This window comes from Streptococcus zalophi, assembly GCF_016481285.1.
Lineage (GTDB): Bacteria > Bacillota > Bacilli > Lactobacillales > Streptococcaceae > Streptococcus > Streptococcus zalophi.
In genome coordinates this window covers 1-16,726 of sequence record NZ_JAENBP010000010.1, presented here as the reverse complement: position 1 = coordinate 16,726, position 16,726 = coordinate 1, and the positions used below count along the sequence as shown (strand labels likewise).

14 protein-coding genes and 4 tRNA genes are annotated in these 16,726 nt (G+C 37.0%); all 18 read right to left on the bottom strand.

What is annotated here, in order from left to right; translation table 11 throughout:
* Nucleotides 1–13: 13 nt before the first annotated feature.
* On the bottom strand, nucleotides 14–1,558 hold the full coding sequence (gene purH / locus JHK64_RS06835) for a bifunctional phosphoribosylaminoimidazolecarboxamide formyltransferase/IMP cyclohydrolase (RefSeq protein ID WP_199568249.1): 1,545 nt from the start codon (nucleotides 1,556–1,558) through the stop codon (nucleotides 14–16).
* A gap of 1 nt (nucleotide 1,559) precedes the next feature.
* Nucleotides 1,560–2,111 carry a phosphoribosylglycinamide formyltransferase gene (gene purN, locus JHK64_RS06830; RefSeq protein ID WP_199568248.1) on the bottom strand — a complete coding sequence of 184 codons (552 nt, stop codon included), beginning with the start codon at nucleotides 2,109–2,111 and terminating at the stop codon, nucleotides 1,560–1,562.
* Entirely contained in the window at nucleotides 2,108–3,127 is a 1,020-nt protein-coding gene (purM, locus tag JHK64_RS06825; RefSeq protein ID WP_199568247.1) for a phosphoribosylformylglycinamidine cyclo-ligase, read from the bottom strand. Before purM ends, purN begins: the two co-directional genes overlap by 4 nt.
* 13 nt (nucleotides 3,128–3,140) lie before the next feature.
* On the bottom strand, nucleotides 3,141–4,586 hold the full coding sequence (purF, locus tag JHK64_RS06820; RefSeq protein WP_199568246.1) for an amidophosphoribosyltransferase: 1,446 nt from the start codon (nucleotides 4,584–4,586) through the stop codon (nucleotides 3,141–3,143).
* A gap of 9 nt (nucleotides 4,587–4,595) precedes the next feature.
* Nucleotides 4,596–8,327 carry a phosphoribosylformylglycinamidine synthase gene (locus JHK64_RS06815; RefSeq protein ID WP_199568245.1) on the bottom strand — a complete coding sequence of 1,244 codons (3,732 nt, stop codon included), beginning with the start codon at nucleotides 8,325–8,327 and terminating at the stop codon, nucleotides 4,596–4,598.
* A gap of 9 nt (nucleotides 8,328–8,336) precedes the next feature.
* Nucleotides 8,337–9,044, bottom strand: coding sequence for a phosphoribosylaminoimidazolesuccinocarboxamide synthase (gene purC, locus JHK64_RS06810; protein ID WP_199568244.1), 708 nt, complete (start codon nucleotides 9,042–9,044; stop codon nucleotides 8,337–8,339).
* Between the two features lie 105 nt (nucleotides 9,045–9,149).
* Nucleotides 9,150–9,392, bottom strand: coding sequence for an acyl carrier protein (locus JHK64_RS06805; RefSeq protein WP_199568243.1), 243 nt, complete (start codon nucleotides 9,390–9,392; stop codon nucleotides 9,150–9,152).
* Nucleotides 9,385–10,392, bottom strand: coding sequence for a phosphate acyltransferase PlsX (gene plsX / locus JHK64_RS06800; RefSeq protein WP_199568242.1), 1,008 nt, complete (start codon nucleotides 10,390–10,392; stop codon nucleotides 9,385–9,387). Before plsX ends, JHK64_RS06805 begins: the two co-directional genes overlap by 8 nt.
* 80 nt (nucleotides 10,393–10,472) lie before the next feature.
* Nucleotides 10,473–11,234, bottom strand: coding sequence for a DNA repair protein RecO (recO, locus tag JHK64_RS06795; protein ID WP_199568241.1), 762 nt, complete (start codon nucleotides 11,232–11,234; stop codon nucleotides 10,473–10,475).
* The gene (locus JHK64_RS06790; RefSeq protein WP_199568240.1) at nucleotides 11,224–12,399 is read right to left on the bottom strand and encodes a pyridoxal phosphate-dependent aminotransferase; all 1,176 of its coding nucleotides are present in this window, start codon (nucleotides 12,397–12,399) and stop codon (nucleotides 11,224–11,226) included. Before JHK64_RS06790 ends, recO begins: the two co-directional genes overlap by 11 nt.
* Before the next feature lie 107 nt (nucleotides 12,400–12,506).
* A complete protein-coding gene (locus JHK64_RS06785) occupies nucleotides 12,507–13,469 on the bottom strand; it encodes a ribose-phosphate diphosphokinase (protein WP_199568239.1) in 963 nt (320 codons plus the stop codon).
* A gap of 125 nt (nucleotides 13,470–13,594) precedes the next feature.
* Nucleotides 13,595–14,812 (bottom strand): peptidoglycan hydrolase PcsB, encoded by a 1,218-nt coding sequence (gene pcsB / locus JHK64_RS06780; RefSeq protein ID WP_199568238.1) that lies wholly within the window; start codon nucleotides 14,810–14,812, stop codon nucleotides 13,595–13,597.
* Between the two features lie 100 nt (nucleotides 14,813–14,912).
* Nucleotides 14,913–15,413, bottom strand: a complete 501-nt coding sequence (mreD, locus tag JHK64_RS07610; protein WP_199568237.1) for a rod shape-determining protein MreD — start codon at nucleotides 15,411–15,413, stop codon at nucleotides 14,913–14,915.
* A gap of 1 nt (nucleotide 15,414) precedes the next feature.
* A complete protein-coding gene (gene mreC / locus JHK64_RS06770; protein ID WP_199568236.1) occupies nucleotides 15,415–16,242 on the bottom strand; it encodes a rod shape-determining protein MreC in 828 nt (275 codons plus the stop codon).
* 64 nt (nucleotides 16,243–16,306) lie between these two features.
* Nucleotides 16,307–16,394, bottom strand: a tRNA-Ser gene (locus tag JHK64_RS06765).
* Nucleotides 16,395–16,403: 9 nt separating this feature from the next.
* Nucleotides 16,404–16,477 (bottom strand) — tRNA-Ile (locus JHK64_RS06760).
* Nucleotides 16,478–16,512: 35 nt separating this feature from the next.
* Nucleotides 16,513–16,583, bottom strand: a tRNA-Gly gene (locus tag JHK64_RS06755).
* A gap of 17 nt (nucleotides 16,584–16,600) precedes the next feature.
* Nucleotides 16,601–16,673, bottom strand: a tRNA-Phe gene (locus JHK64_RS06750).
* Nucleotides 16,674–16,726 lie beyond the last annotated feature (53 nt).

Sequence of the window (16,726 nt, the reverse complement as noted above, 5' to 3'; positions counted from 1 at the left end):
TTTTAATTTAACATTAATGTCTAAAATGTCTCACATCAGTAAACAGCATAGTCATGCCATACTTGTCAGCTGCTGCAATCACTTCTTCATCACGGATAGAGCCGCCTGGTTGGATGATAGCTTTAATGCCTGCTTTTGCAATTTCTTCGACATTGTCAGCAAATGGGAAGAAGGCATCACTCGCTAAAACAGCACCTTCAAGACGGTCTTTTGCTTGTTCGATAGCGATTTTAACTGCTCCTACACGGTTGGTTTGACCTGGGCCAACACCTAGTGTCATCTTATCGTTTGAAATTAAGATACCATTAGATTTAACGTACTTAATCGCTTTCCAAGCAAATTCCAGAGCTACTTTTTCTTGCTCACTTGGTTGACGTTTGGTTACCACTTTCCATGACGTTGGATCTTCTTTAACCACGTCTTGGTTTTGTGATAACATGCCACCAACAATACCAGTGTATTCTTTTTCGATTTCACTGTCAGCTTGGGCATCAAATGGCAATTCTAGCACACGTAGATTTTTCTTAGCAGATAAGATGGCAAGTGCTTCTGGGCTGTAACTTGGTGCAATGATGATTTCAAGGAAAATCTTGCTCATTTTAGTAGCTGTTTTTTCATCTACTTCTCTATTTAAAACAACAATACCACCAAAAATGGAAACAGAGTCTGCTTCATAGGCATAATCCCACGCTTCTTCAATCGTTTCAGCTTGACCAATCCCACATGGGTTCATGTGTTTCAAGCCTACTACAGTTGGCTTATCAGTGAAGTCACGGATGATACGAATAGCAGCATCAGCATCTCTAATATTGTTAAATGAGAGGGCTTTTCCATTTAATTGTTTACTCGAAGCAATGGAATAGGCAGTTGGAAGAGCATTTTGATAAAAATCTGCTTCTTGTTGTGGGTTTTCACCATAACGCATGGTTTGGTTCAAGTCATATGTTAAGGTTAACTTTTCAGGTGTTTTTTCACCGACTTCTTTAGTGAAGTAGTCAGCAATTAGAGCATCGTAGGCTGCTGTGTGTCTAAAGACTTTAGCTGCCAAACGTTTACGAACATCAAGACTAGTCTCACCAGCTTTAGAGAATTCTTCTAAAACAAGCTCATAATCAGAAGGATCTACAACAACGGTCACACTCGCATGGTTTTTAGCTGCTGAACGAAGCATGCTAGGACCACCAATGTCGATGTTTTCCACAGCATCCGCATAGGTCACATCTGGTTTTAAAATCGTTTCTTTAAAAGGATATAGGTTGACAACCACCAAATCAATCAGCAAGATAGCATTGTCTTTAGCCGCTTGTAAGTGGCTGTCCAAATCACGTCTTGCAAGAAGACCACCATGAATTTTAGGATGAAGGGTTTTAACACGACCATCCATCATTTCAGGAAAACCAGTCACCTCATCGATTGCAATGGTTGAAACACCTTTTTGGTCTAACATGTTTTTGGTACCACCTGTTGAGATGATTTCCCAGCCCAAATCTTTTAAGCTCTTAGCAAAAGCAACGATACCTGTTTTATCTGAAACACTGATGAGTGCACGTTTTGTCATTTTAGTTCTCCTTTTTTAATAAACTGTCCACGACCTGTGGATAAAGTCGATGTTCACAAGCGTGAATACGTTCTTCAAAACTGTCAATCGTATCATTCTCAAGACGTTCCACGCGCTCTTGTGTGATAATTTCTCCTGTGTCAATGCCTGAATCTACCCAATGAATGGTAACTCCCGAAGCTGTAACACCAGCATCCCATGCGTCCTTGATGCTATGAGCTCCTGGAAATTCTGGCAAGTAAGACGGATGGATATTGATGATTTTCCCTTCATATTTTGAAAGGAGGGTTTTCCCGATGATTTTCATGTAGCCAGCCAACACCACTAAATTAATCTGATGAGTATCTAGTAAGTCAACAATGGCTTGTTCATAGGCTTCCTTAGATGCAAATTCTTTTAACTCAAAAGCAAAAGCTTTGACGTTCAATTGGTTTGCCCTGTCTAAGACAAAGGCATCCCGATGATCTGAAAAAACAAAGGTCACAGGAAATTTTTCAGCAATGGCTTGAAAATTGGAACCATTACCTGACGCAAAAACGGCTATATTTTTCATTTGATAACCACACTTTGATTTTCTTTTTTAACAATATGGCCAATCTCATAAACAGGTTCATCGATGAGTGCTTTAATCTCATCAACATGTTCTGGCTTAACGGCAAGCACTAAACCAATTCCCATGTTGAAAATTTCAAACATTTCTGCGTGTTTAATTTGTCCATATTTTTCAATCGCTTTAAAAATTGGTAAAACAGGAATCTTATCTTCTTCAATCACTGCCGCCAAATCATCTGAAAACATTCTTGGCACATTTTCAACAAAGCCACCACCAGTAATATGAGCAATGCCGTTAACCAATCCCTTTTTAACTAAAGGAAGAACGCTTTTAACATAAATGCGAGTTGGCTCTAATAAGACATCTTTTAAAGCTTTTCCTTCTAGCTCTTCTAGTTGTTCATCACCATTATAATCTTTGAAGACACGGCGAACCAAAGAATAGCCATTGGAATGAATCCCACTTGAAGCCAGACCCAACAAGACATCGCCCTCAGAAACCTTACTACCATCGATTAGTTCTGATTTCTCAGCAATACCAACAGCAAAGCCTGCCAAATCGTAATCATCATCATCATACATTCCTGGCATTTCAGCCGTTTCGCCACCAATTAAAGCCGCACCTGCTAAGACACAACCATCAGCAACACCGGCAATGACTTGTTCTAATTTTTCAGGCTTGTTTTTTCCTGTGGCGATATAATCTAAAAAGTAAAGTGGTTCTGCACCAGCCGCAATAATATCGTTAACACACATGGCAACACAATCTTGACCAATGGTGTCATGTTTATCATATTTTATCGCAAGCATGAGTTTTGTTCCAACACCATCTGTCCCACTCACAAGCACGGGTTCTTTGACATTTAATTGGGATAAATCAAATAGACCACCAAAACCACCCAAGGCTCCCATTGCTCCTAGACGTTTTGTCTTAGCGACATGTTTTTTGATGCGTTCAACCACTTCATAACCAGCTTCAACATCAACACCTGATTTTGCATAAGCATTTTCTGACATGTTTACTCCCTTTTTAATTTGTTCTAAAGTCAACTTTTTGATGGAGATTTCTAAGGTATTCTTCCTCATAATCGTAAAGTTCTGTCGGATAGTTTCCATCAAAATAAGCCACACACAAGCCACCGTTAGGGGCATCTGATTCTAAGCCGATTGATTCAATCAAGCCATCAATGGATAAAAATGATAAGCTGTCAGCACCAATAATCTCACACACTTCCTCGACAGAATGATTGGCAGAGATGAGTTCACGCTTGGTTTGAATGTCAATCCCGTAAAAACAAGGATGTTTTAATTCTGGACTGGCAATGGCTACATGAACTTCTGAGGCACCCGCCTCTCTTAACAAGTTAACAATTCGTCTGCTGGTCGTTCCACGAACAATCGAATCATCAACCATGACCACGCGTTTGCCTTTAACCACACTTGAAACAGCCGATAATTTCATCCTTACCCCTTGTTCTCTCAATTCTTGAGTCGGTTGGATAAAGGTTCTTTGAATGTATTGATTTTTAATCAAGCCCATTTCATAAGGAAGACCTGATTCTTCAGCATAGCCAGAAGCTGCTGATAGTGAGGAATTAGGAACCCCAACAACGATATCGGCATCAATTTTAGCTTCTTGAGCAAGGCGTTTTCCTAGATTTTTTCGAGCCGTGTGCACATTTATCCCGTGGATAACACTGTCTGGACGCGCAAAATAAATGTATTCCATAGAGCAAATAGCCATTTGCGTATCAGTTGTAAACTGATCAAAAGATAAACCAGAATCATCAATAATCACGATTTCACCAGGTTTCACATCTCTCACCCATTTGGCACCAATGACTTCAAAAGCACAAGTTTCACTGGAAATCACCCAAGAACCATTAGCAAATTGACCAATAGAAAGGGGTCTAAAACCATTTGGATCTAAAGCAGCATAAATCTTATCTTCTGTCATCATAAGATAAGCAAAGCCACCTTTAACTTGATTAAGCGCATCCTTAAATTGCTCGATAAAAGTTTCTTTTGGACTACGACGAATGAGGTGCATGAGAATTTCTGTATCTGAAGAACTAGCAAAAATAGCACCTTTTTTCTCCAATTCAGCACGCAGAGACTTGGCATTAGTCAGATTACCATTATGCGCTAAAGCGATTTGGCCATCTGAAAAATCAAATAAGAACGGTTGAATATTATTAATTGAAGCTGTTCCAGCTGTTGCATATCGTACATGTCCGATAGCTGCTTTTCCCGTTAATTTAGCAAGATTACTTGGCCTTTTAAAGACTTCTGAAATCAGACCTGTATTGCGATGACGAAGGAGTTTACGCTCATCGTTTGACACAATACCAGCCCCTTCTTGTCCTCTGTGTTGAAGACTATGAAGACCATAATAAGTGACTTCTGCCGCTTGCTCATGTCCCCATATCCCAAAAATACCACACTCTTCATTGAGTGATTTTACTTCATAAGTCATTTTTTCCCCTTAGTTGTTTTTAAAATAATTGACGGCACTAGCAAAAAGTTGTTGGTCTTTACGACCTGGAATATTTTTAAAGTTTCCTTCTTCATAACGTTCTGAGTGGCCCATTTTCCCAATAATTTGTCCATTACGGCTTGTAATCCCTTCAATCGCATGACTAGAGCCATTTGGATTGAAACGAGAATCCATACTTGGTTTACCGTCAAAATCAACATATTGGCTAAAGATTTGTCCATGTTTTTGAAGTTCTAAAAATTCTTGTTCAGAAACGACAAATTTTCCTTCTCCGTGAGATACTGGGATCACATGAATATCACCCACGGCCACACCAGCCAACCAAGGTGAGTTGGTGTTTGCGATTCTTGTTTCAACCATCTTAGCAACGTGTTGGTTAGCATCGTTATAAAACAGGGTTGGACTTTCAGTGTGACTCTCTTCAAAATTACCATAAGGGAGTAATCCTGATTTAACAAGAGCTTGGAAACCATTACAAATTCCAATGATTAATCCACCACGAGCTATGAAGGCATCTATTGCTGTTTTAATCGTTTGATTCAATAAAATATTAACAATAAATTTAGCAGAACCATCTGGCTCATCTGCCGCTGAAAAACCGCCTGCAAAGAAAATAATATTGGCTTTTCCAATCATGTCAGCCATCTCAGCAATTGATTGTGCAATCAACTCCTGAGTCAACGTTCTAAACGGTACTAGAGCCACTTTCGCTCCAACCTGTTCAAAGGCTTTAGCAGAATCGTACTCTGAGTTTGTACCAGGAAAAACAGGAATATAAACGAGTGGCTTATCCGTTTTTTCTGAGATATTTTTTGTTGGTTGAGTGGAAACGACAGGCACATCTGATAGACCTTCTTTTTGTTCAAAAAGCGTTGGGTAAACGTCCTCAAGAGTTCCTTCAAACGCACCGAGAAGCTTTTGACCAGCAATGGTGACATCATTAACAACAAGAGAAAAATCGTTTGTTGTTGTCCCCAGTTTAACCACACCAGGGATGTCTTCTTTACTAGTAAAGACAAAACCACCTAATTGCCCTTGAAGAAGCGTTGAAATGATTTTTTCATCTAGTGATAACTGAGCACCGAAGCGATTACCAAAACTCATTAAAGCGAGTGTTTCTCCTAGACCTCCATATTTAATGGCTGCACTAGCTGTTATCTGATGTTGTTCTTGAAGATGGCTAAATTGTTCAAAATTAGCAAGGATTTGTTTAAAATCAATCGTTTCTGAAATAGCTTGTCCTTCAATGTAATAGATATTCTCATCAGCAGCTTTAAACTCAGGCGATAAGACCTTATCGACTTTTGAAGTGGTAACACCAAAAGCCACAAGCGTTGGAGGTACTGTTAGTTCTTCAAAAGTGCCACTCATTGAATCCTTCCCACCAATAGATGGTAGGCCTAATTGGATTTGCGCTTCAATAGCACCTAAAAGAGCTGACACAGGTTTTCCAAAACGTTCTGCTTGTTTATCCAAACGCTCAAAGTATTCTTGATAAGAAAAACGTGCTTTTTGCCACTGTGAACCTGTTGCCACTAAACGACTGGTTGCTTCAATAATAGCATAAGCGGCACCATGATAAGGTGACCATTCCGCAATATAAGGGTTATAACCTTGTGCCATCACAGAAACAGTGGTGGTTTTCCCTTTTTGCACAGGTAATTTTTGAACAGAACTTTCTGTTGGTGTCACCTGATAACGACCACCTAACGGGTGGTTAATTGTCGAGCGACCAACCGAACTATCAAAGAGAGTTTGAAGGCCTTTTTGACTTGTGTGATTAAGATTAGAAAGAACAGTGATGAGCTCTTGTTCAATGGTTTGTAAATGGGTTGTTTTTTGGTAAGGAAGAGTTTTCTTACTATCTGTCACATCGACATCAACAACCACGCGGACACCATTGGTGTCTAAAAAGGCACGTTCAATATCAACAATTTTTTCACCATTCCAAGTCATCACAAGATGAGCTTCTTTTGTCACCTCAGCGACAACAACGGCTAGAATATCTTCTTTTTCAGAAGCAGCAATAAAGGCATCTGCATCTTCTTTAGACACAACAACTGCCATACGTTCTTGGCTTTCTGAGATGGCAATTTCAGTTCCATTTAATCCTTGATATTTTAAAGGTACTTTATTGAGATCAATCAAAACACCATCAGCTAATTCACCAATAGCAACACAGACCCCGCCTGCGCCAAAGTCATTTGATTTTTTTATCAGCTGACTAACGTCTGGATTTCTAAAAAGACGTTGGATTTTTCTTTCCTCGATGGCGTTACCTTTTTGAACCTCAGCACCCGCTGTTTCAACCGTTTCAACCGTTTGTACCTTAGAAGAACCAGTAGCACCACCAATACCATCTCGACCTGTTTTACCACCCAACAAAATAATCACATCACCAGGTTCTGGTTTTTCACGTCGAACATTTTTCTTAGGTGTTGCTCCAACAACCGCTCCAAGTTCCATACGTTTAGCGACAAATCCTGGATGGAAGTATTCTCTCACATAAGTGGTTGCTAAGCCGATTTGGTTCCCATAAGAAGAGTAGCCATGTGCTGCTTTTTTTGAAATCACTTGCTGTGGTAATTTTCCTTGACGCGTGTCAGCAACATTTTGTGTGATATCACCAGCTCCTGAAATTCTCATCGCTTGGTAAACAAAACTACGCCCTGACAAAGGATCACGAATGGCACCACCAATACAGGTTGCTGCGCCACCAAATGGTTCAATTTCAGTAGGATGATTATGGGTTTCATTTTTAAACATTAACAGCCATGTTTCATCTTTACCATCAACATCAACAGAAATTTCAACCGAACAAGCATTAATTTCATCAGAGACTTCCATATCATCCAAACGACCATTGGCACGCTCATAACGACCAAAAATAGTCGCCATATCCATTAATGTCTGAGGTTTAGCTTCACGACCCAGTTCCTTTCTCATTGCCAAGTACTTGTCATAAGTTGCTTGAAGTTGCTCTTCAAATTGAGAGTGGGTGAAATTAATCGTTTTTAATTCTGTTTCAAAAGTAGTGTGACGACAATGATCAGACCAGTAAGTGTCTAAAACTTTTAATTCCGTTTCTGTAGGAACTCTCTCTATCGTTTTAAAATAATCTTGAATAAAGAGTAAATCAGCCACTTCCATGGCTAAATGTTGTTCTTTTTTAAAGTCTATAAACTGAGCTTTTGAGTAGTCATTGAAGAAGTCAAGTTTAGGGATATGAGTATTTGCTTTTTCAAACGTTTCAACCATCACAGGCTTTGTAATGTCTTTAAAGCGTGAATCAACAGGGTTCAACAGATAAGTCTTAATTTTTTCTAACTCATCTAAAGCAATATCAGCATTCAACAAGTAAAGTTGTGCTGTTTTGACAGTGACATTATTGGTTGCCCCTAAAAGAAACAGGGCTTCTTGAGCACTAGCTGCTCGTTGATCAAACTGACCAGGTAGAGCTTCAATGGCAAAAAATTGATAGTGATTGAGAAAATCAGAAACATCTTTTTCTGTCATCAAATCATCCGTCACTTGTTCTGAAAAAATATGCTTATCTGCCTTTTCAGATAGATCAGAAGACAAATGAAAAACATCATAAACTTGCAAAAGACGCAAATCTTTTAAGGTCTTAACCTGCAAATGATGTCTCAATTCTGCAAGCAAAGATTTTTCTTTCACTCTAAAATTAGCTTTTTTTTCAACAAAAATACGTTTATTCATGTTTGCCCCTTACTTATTTTTAGACAGTTGTTCCAAAACAACGGTGTAAACATCTATAATTGAACCAATATTACGACGGAAAACATCTTTATCCATATGGTTTCCTTCTTTATCCCATAAACGACTGGTATCAGGTGAGATTTCATCAGAAAGAATGATGTCGCCATTACCATCACGACCAAATTCCAATTTATAATCAATGAGAGTCAGACCGACCTCTGCAAAAATATCTGTTAGAACGCGATTGATTTTTCTTGTTTCTTCTTTTAAAAACGCGATTTCTTCAGCGGTTGCAATCTTCAAAAACAAGACATGTTCGTCATTGATAAAAGGATCATCTAGCTCATCATTTTTATAATAAAATTCAATAATGGGAGTCTCAAATTTGATGCCTTCTTCAAGTCCGAAACGCTTAGCAAATGACCCTGCTGAGTAGTTACGAAGGACAACTTCAAGTGGAATAATGCTCACCTTTTTATTAAGCTGATCCGTTTCTGATAATTGCTTAATGAAATGTGTCTTGATGCCTTTTTGATTTAAACGCTCAAAAATAAGCGAAGAAATCTGATTGTTAAGTCTTCCCTTGCCTTCTACAATTTCTTTTCGTAGGCCATTTAGAGCAGTCGCCTGGTCCTTATAGCTAGCAATAATCTCATCTGGATGACTTGTTGCATAGATGTCTTTCGCTTTTCCTGAATAAATTAATTGTTTTTTCATGATATTGTTCGCCTTTTAAGTTTTTATAGCTTAATATTAGCATAAATAAAGAGATTTAACAATAAAAAATGAACAATAAAAAAGATATTCGAAAAATTCGAATACCTATTTTGTTTTTTCATATAAATAGTCAACCATTTGTCCCATGGTTCTGACATCCTCAACTTCTTCATCAAGGATTTCAAGGTCAAATTCATCTTCTACATTGATGACAAATTCGGTTAAAGTGATAGAATCAGCTCCTAAATCATCTTTAAAATTAGTGTCCATAGTCACTTCAATATCATCTTCTCCGAGTTGTTCAACAATCATTTTTTGCATTTTTGCTAAAATATCTTCTTTAGTCATTTGATTCACTCTCCTTTGAAAATTCATTAGTTAACTGGTCCATAAGACCACTTTCTAACATAAGACTAACTTGTTTAATCGCATTATAAATCGCTTTAGCATCACTTGAGCCATGGCATTTAATAACTGGGGCTTTAAGTCCAAACAAAACAGCACCGCCTGCTGATGAATAGTCAAGGCTTTCTTTAAGTTGAGAAAGACTTCCTTTTAAGAGTAGGGCTCCCAATTTTGTTGAAAAACCACCATCTTGGATTGTTTTTTTCAACTGTCCCATGATTGAGATGGCTGTTCCTTCAATTGATTTCAACACAGCGTTTCCTGTAAAACCATCAGCAACAACCACATCACAGACACCTGCTAGAAGATCACGTGCTTCGACATTACCAATAAAGTTAAGTGAAGCATCATTAGAAAGACGTTCAAACGTTTCTTTTCTTAAGGTATCTCCCTTGGTATCTTCTGTCCCATTATTTAATAACCCAACACGAGGTGAAGTGATACCTCGAACATTCTTAGCATAAAAGGAACCAAGGACAGCAAACTGATGTAAATGTTTTGCAGTATTTTCAGCATTAGCACCCAAATCCAGCATGTCAAAGCCTTTACCATCCATGGTTGGAATGGTTGACATTAGTCCTGGACGATCAATGTTTTTAATGCGACCAACTACAAATAATCCTGATGCTAATAAGGCACCTGTATTGCCAGCTGATAAAACCGCGTCAGCTCGACCTTCTTTGACGGCTTGTGTCGCTAGAACCATTGAAGCTTGTTTTTTCTTTCTAATTGCTTTTACAGGCTCATCTTCAGAATCAATTTTTTCAATGGTATGACTAATCGTAACTCTCTTAGTATGTGTTAAATAAGGAGTGATTTTTTCTCTATCTCCATAGAGTTGAATTTCAATATCTGAAAAATCATCTAATGCTTGATTAACACCTTCAATAATCGCTTTGGGAGCATTATCTCCGCCCATAGCATCAATGGCTATTTTTTTCATTTTGAAACTCCTTTTTACAAATCTTGACTTGTCTATTATAGCATTATTCGTTTTTTTTATCATCTTATGAAAACGGCATTCTAATCCTGTTTCATAATATTACCCCATTTCCCTAAATCATCAATAAAGGTTTTACTTTTTAATTTTAGACCAACATAATCATCATAAAGAGCATCTATAAAAAGTCTTAGCTCTTTCTTTAATGATTCGTTAACTGAAATAGTTTTTAACTCATCAAATTGAATGGTCTGAAACTGATTAATGAGATAGGGAATATTAGGGTTCAAATGACTCCTGTATGGATCTTTGTCATAATGATCTGGGCAAAGGAGTCCAGAAAGACGATGAGAAAAATCAAAAGGTAAGTTTTTGCGATGGCAAAAAAGACACTCATTAAAGTTTAGTGACACACCAAAGTGATCTAGCAATTGTATTTCAAAAATATTGGTTAAAATGTCATAATCTAACCCCTTGTTGATGAGTGTTAAGGTCTTGCTTAAAAAAGCAAACAAAGCAGGATCTGGTATGGCATCTGAAATAGCGCTATCAGCTAAAGCAACAATATAACTCGCATAAGCTAGTTTGAATATGTCAGTATTAATCTGTTTAAACACTTCAACTTCTTTGTAATCTTCAATGTAGCTGAGACCAGTCTCATTGATTTTCAAAATAAAGTTAGCCATTGTTAATGGTTGAATGACAGGAGTTACTTTTGATTTTCTAGCACGTTTGACAAAGAACATTCTTTTACCATCAGATTCCGTAAAAATTTTAACCAATTTATCATCTTCTCGGAAATCCTTATTATAAAGAACAAGTCCTTTTGTTTCCTTAGTCTCCATATTCCTTCATAAATTCCTTCAATCGTCTCAAGGCTTCTTTAAGAGTCTCCATACTGGCAGCATAAGAAATCCTGATATAGCCTTCACCGTATTTACCAAAGGCAACACCTGGAATTAAAGCAACAGCTTTCTTTTTAGCAAATTCTTTCAAAAAACCAAAGGAATCAGAAGCTGCTTCTCCTGGGATTTTTGCAAAAATATAAAAGGCACCATCTGGTTTAATCACTTCAAAACCAAGCTCATCAAGTTTTTCAATAATATAATCACGACGCTCAATATAAGCTTTTTTCATTGGTTCTGCATCATTTTTTCCAACGGTTAAGGCTTCAATTGCTGCATACTGAGCATTTGTTGTCGCAGCAGTCACCAAATATTGATGACTTTTAATGAGTTGACTAGCTAATTCTTTTTTCGCAAAGATAAAACCAATACGCCAACCTGTCATGGCATGTGATTTCGATAACCCGTTGATTAGAATCGTTTGTTCTGGTAAATATTCAGCAATAGAAACATGGGACTCTTTTGTATAGGTTAATTCAGAATAGACTTCATCACTAATGACAAACACATTATATTTTCTAAGAACAGCTGCAAGACCTTTGATTTGTTCACGAGAATAAGTCACACCTGTCGGATTAGTAGGATAATTTAAAAGAACAGCTTTTAGTTTTTCTCCTTGTTCTAAAATAGCTTTTTCAAGCATCTCAGGCGTCAAAATAAATTGATTGGCAGTTGTGTCAATTTCAACGATATCTGCACCAACCAATTTGACAAGAGGCTCATAACCAGGATAAGCTGGAGCTGGTAGTAAAACAGTGTCACCTGGCTCTAAAATTGCTGTTAGACTTGCTGAAAGGGCTTCAGTTGCACCAACAGTGACTAACACTTCATTTTCAGGATGATAATTTAAATGATATTTTTCTTTCACAAAATCACTAGCAGCTTGTCTTAATTCTAACAAACCAGACATGCCAGTATAGTAACTTTTATCATTATCAATAGCTCTTTTAGCAGCCTCTTTAACATGATCAGGCGTTGTAAAATCAGGCTCACCAAGGGTTAATCTTAAAATACCTGGAATTGATGAAATCGTTTGATCAAACTGACGAATTAATGATATTTCAATTCTGTCTAAATTTTTATTAAATCTTTTGCTTAAATCCATAATGCCCTCCAGCTTGTGTTGTATTCCTATTATACACTAAATTATCAGTAAAAAACACCTCTAAAGTGAGGTGTTCATTGCTTAAAATCACTAATAATAAAGTCGTTTTACTTTCCAACTTCAAATAATGGAGACAAAGGACGTTTTTCATGAATACGTAAAATAGCCTCAGCAATCAATTGTGCAATTGAAATTTGTTCAATCTTATCAATGAGTCGTTCCTCGGGTAGATAAATGGTATCAAGAACGATCATTTTCTTAATAGCTGATTTTTGAATGTTATCAAGAGCCGCCCCAGAAAGAATTGGGTGAGTACCACTCGCATAGACATCTGTTGCACCAGCTTCAGCAAGAGCATCTGCCGCGTGACAAATCGTACCTGCTGTGTCAATCATATCATCTATTAAAATACATGTCTTATTTTTAACATCACCAATGATGTTCATCACTTCACTGGTATTCATCTTATCAACACTTCTACGTTTATCAATAATGGCAATTGGCGTTTTTAAAAACTGTGCCAATTTACGTGCTCTAGTCACACCACCATGGTCAGGACTGACAACAACATAATCATCTCCCACCATCCCACGACGTTGGAAATAATCAGCAATGAGTGGAGCACCCATCAAATGATCTACAGGAATATCAAAGAACCCTTGAATTTGTGCAGCATGTAAGTCTACAGTGAGAAGACGATCTACACCAGCCACCTCTAGCATATTAGCAACCAATTTAGATGTAATGGGTTCACGTGAACGTGCTTTTCTATCTTGTCTAGCATAACCGTAGTATGGCATGACAACATTTACCGTTTCCGCACTAGCACGCTTTAGAGCATCTACCATAATCAACAGTTCCATCAAATGATTATTAACTGGTGAACTCGTTGATTGGATAACAAACACATGATGACCTCTAATAGATTCTTCAATATTAACTTGAATTTCACCATCTGAAAACTGTCTAACAGTTGATTTTCCTAAAGAAATACCCATTGTTTTAGCAATATCACTTGCCAATTGTTGATTGGATGATAATGCAAATAACTTTAAATTAGAATAAGACATGATTTCCTCCCAAAATTTTCTCCTCTATCATTTTAACCCTTTTCACCTTTTTTTTCAATGCTTATGTAACGGATACAACAATTAAAAAAACAGAAAAACAATGTTTTCTGTTTTATATTCAAATATTAATATGGATAAATGTAATAAACTGATTGAGCCGTTGGATTAAACCAGCCACGATAGTTACCAATTGATTGGTTACCTGCATAGTTGGCTTCCATAACTTGAATGTTTGTTGAGCTTTGAACACCTGTTACATAAGCAACGTGTCCATAGCCTCCACCATCATATGGGAATACTGCAACTGAACCAACGATTGGTTCTGAACCAATTGAAAATCCTGCCGCTCTTGCACTTGCACCCCATTGATTGGCATTACCCCAGTAATTACCAACCCAAGGCGCTAATGATTTTACTCCCCAAGTACACTGACCAACCGGATAAGTGTTTCCAGAGTAGTTAACAGATGGACTTGCTGTTTGAGTCGGTACAGATCTTGTTGTTGCTGTATTGTTTGCTGGAGCAGGTGCTTGAGCCGCTGGTTGCACTGGAGCAATAGTTGATACTACTTGTTGCGCTGTTTGAACAGAAGCTTCTTGTTGTCTTAAAGCTTCTTGAGCTGCTGCTCTTGCTGCTGCTTCTTGAGCTGCTGCTTGCGCAGCTTTTTCTTCTGCAGCTGATTTAGCAGCAAGTAAGTTATTTTTTTCATCTTGAGCTGTTGCTAATTCTACAGCTAAATTTAATTGGGCAACTTCTAATTCTGCTTTTTGTGTGTTTAAAGCATTAGCATTTTCAGCTAAGGTTGCTTGGTTTTCTGCCACAGTATTGATAGCTTCTTGGTTTTTAATTTGTTTTTCTTCGATAGCTGCTTTATCAGTTTTTTGTTGTTCTAACATTCTTTCATTTGCAGAAACAACTTCACGCATAGCAACAATACGACTAATAGCATCTGACAATGAATCAGAATCAACTAATGTACTGATATAAGATGTTGCAGTGTTATTTTTTTGTGCACTTCTAGCTTGATTTTCTAATGATTTGCTTCTTGCAACAATTTTACCAGAAAGCACTTCAATATCTTTAGCTAACTGTTCAGATTCAGCTTCAAGCTTTTTATTTTCTTCTGCTAATTTTTCTTGTTGAGCTTGAAGGGCATCTACTTGTTTTTGAACAGCTGACACTTTTGCTTGAGCTTGAGCTTGAGCTGTTGTTAAATGATCAATGATATTCTCCTGATTAGCAATTTTACTATCGTAATCTGTTGCAGAAACAACTTGTAGGCTTGATACAGCGTTTAATAATAACCCACTAATTAATACTGCGGATAAAATTCGTTTTTTCATTTAGTAAATACTCCTTTTCGATAAGACATTACTATAATACCAAAAAAAAGTCCAGTTTATATTACGTGATTGTTACATTTTAAAGCGTTTTTGAAATATATTATATTAAATGTAACTTTTTTACAAAAAACTCTGATAACAAGTAAAAAAAGAGGTTAACAATAAGTGTTGGAAATAAATGATAGGTCACAAAAGTATCAAAAGAATAAGAGGTCATCTGATAAAAAACTGCTAGAAAATAACTACCAACATTAAAAATAAAGATAAGGATAAAAAAGCTAGCTACTCTGGCGATTTTACTGTAAGTCATTAAATGTAACCACTTATATCCTACAAATATCAAAAGAGGAAAAAGAAAGGTTGAAATTCCAATACTATGGAAATACAAGCTATCATATACAAATGATAAACCAATAAAAATCAAGTAAACTAGCCACTTTTGATAATACAAGATAAAAAACAATAATACCATTAAAAAAAATTGACTAGAAATAACAAATTGGTAGTGAAATAAACGAGATATCAGATAAGTTAAATGTCGATCTAGAAAAAGACTGACAAATAAAAATATAAAAGGCAAATACTGCTTAACTCTCTTCATACTATTCTCCAATTAGACTAACATAGGAAAGATGAGAAAAATCAACCGTTGGAACAACATAAATTTTGATATTCAGGGCCTCCTTGTCATCAATAATTTTTACTTTTCCAACAGAAATATCAGAAGGAGATTGACCATCTAAACCACTAGTAAAAACCTCATCACCACTTGAAATAACTCCTCTGGTATTTAATTGTGAAATAACTAAAAGATTATCCTTTTCATTATAATCAGTTAAAATACCATAAACATCATCTTTATTTGTTTTAATTTTAACGGGAATACCATCTGTACTTGAAAGATTAGTAATCAACGTAATATCCGTTGTACTTGTATTTACTTTTTCTACCTTACCTGCCAGACCACCTTCTGAAACCAAAAACATATGATCTAAAACACCATCACGCTCACCAATATCAATGGTAACATTATCAAGCCAAGCTACAGGAGAACGTAAAATGACCCTACCAGTTAAAACATTAAGACCGGAAAAGGATTCTTTAATTTCAAGCTCAGAACGTAGCTCTCTGTTTTCTTCAAGTAACATTTGATATTCTCTATCCTTTGTTTCAAATTCTAAAATTTGTTCACGAAGGTTATCATTTTCTCTATAAGTGTTGAACAATTCACTTATATTAGAAAAAGTCTTATTAACAAAATAAATTGGAACATCAACCATTTCCTTAACAATAGTAACGCCATCGTCAACAAAAAAAGATATGTTTTTACGAAGAGATTTATTTTTAGAAATTAAAAAAATAAGAGAACCAGACAATAAAAAAAAAGCAATGAAAATAATAATTAATTTTGACAATCTAAATTTTTTCATAATCTTATACCTTCTATAATAAAATAAAACGAGATATCATATTCATGATAATCTCGTTTAACTACGGAGAATGGGGGATTCGAACCCCCGCGCCAGTTACCCGACCTAACGATTTAGCAAACCGTCCTCTTCAGCCTCTTGAGTAATTCTCCAAATATAAATGGGCACGAGTGGACTCGAACCACCGACCTCACGCTTATCAGGCGTGCGCTCTAACCACCTGAGCTACGCGCCCAAGCAAAAGTTACTGCTTGGTTTACCCTAAAGTAAAGCGGGTGACGAGAATCGAACTCGCGACAACAGCTTGGAAGGCTGTAGTTTTACCACTAAACTACACCCGCTTAGTGATATAATGATATGGCGCGAGACGGAATCGAACCGCCGACACATGGAGCTTCAATCCATTGCTCTACCAACTGAGCTACCGAGCCGTTTTCTCTATTGCGGGAGCAGGATTTGAACCTACGACCTTCGGGTTATGAGC